This is a genomic window from Spiroplasma endosymbiont of Lariophagus distinguendus (genome assembly GCF_023846195.1).
GTDB lineage: Bacteria > Bacillota_I > Bacilli_A > Mycoplasmatales > VBWQ01 > Spiroplasma_E.
Genome location: NZ_JALMUW010000143.1, coordinates 1 through 866 on the forward strand (window position 1 = coordinate 1; position 866 = coordinate 866).

Here is an 866-nt window from a genome sequence, read left to right on the forward strand (position 1 = left end):
ATGGAATTATTATGATTATGAATATCTTTAGGAATAATAGGTTTAATAACAATAATTTTAATTACTATTAAAGGATTAATGTTATGTTATAAAAATAATGCATTTGGTTTATTATTATTATTTCTTTCATTAAACTTATTTGGTTTAATTACAGGTATAGCAATTTTGTGAAATAATAAAAAAATTGAAGAAGAAACATATAATAAAAATTATTGAAAAATAAAAAAAGATATTGATAAAAAAAATAAAGATGAAAAATTTAAAAATAAATGAGAAAATAATAAGATAATTAAATGAGAAAAAAAGCAAATAATAAAAAAATAGCATTACACTGCTATTTTTTGTTATAATTATATTATGAAAATTAAATAAAAAAATATATGAAGTAATTAATAAAGTTAATAAGTTAGTTTTTTCCGCCACTTAACTTAAAGATTATATTAGTTATATCATAAATTTTTGTGTTTTTAAAGCATATGAAAGGAGATTTTTATGTGCAAGAAGAAAAAATAAGAATTAGGTACAATATTAAATCTTTAAAAGAAGAAATAAAAAAATATTTTGAATATTGTACTAATAATGAAGAAATACCAACAAAAGAAGGTATGCAAATGTTTTTAAATATTACTCAAAATACTATAAATGAGTGAAAAAAGAAACAAAAAGATACTTTTTTACAACAAATTAATTGAGCATATGCAAAAATTAAACATTTAAATCTTCAAAGATTTTTAAAAGCAAGTCCTAATTCTTCTGCTTGATATTTAGAAAGAGCATATGTAAAAGACTATAATTTATCTACAAAAATTGATATTAATACTGATAACACACACCCTATAGTAATTCAACTTGAAAATAAGAGTAAG

Annotated in this window: 2 protein-coding genes; both read left to right on the forward strand. The window is 18.5% G+C overall.

Annotation, left to right across the window (positions count from 1 at the left end; all coding sequences use genetic code 4):
* On the forward strand, positions 1-324 hold a 324-nt coding region (locus M0D11_RS06175; protein ID WP_252321064.1), incomplete at its 5' end, for a hypothetical protein.
* 170 nt (positions 325-494) lie between these two features.
* Positions 495-866 (forward strand): terminase small subunit (locus M0D11_RS06180; RefSeq protein ID WP_252321066.1); only part of this gene is annotated, 372 nt, incomplete at its 3' end.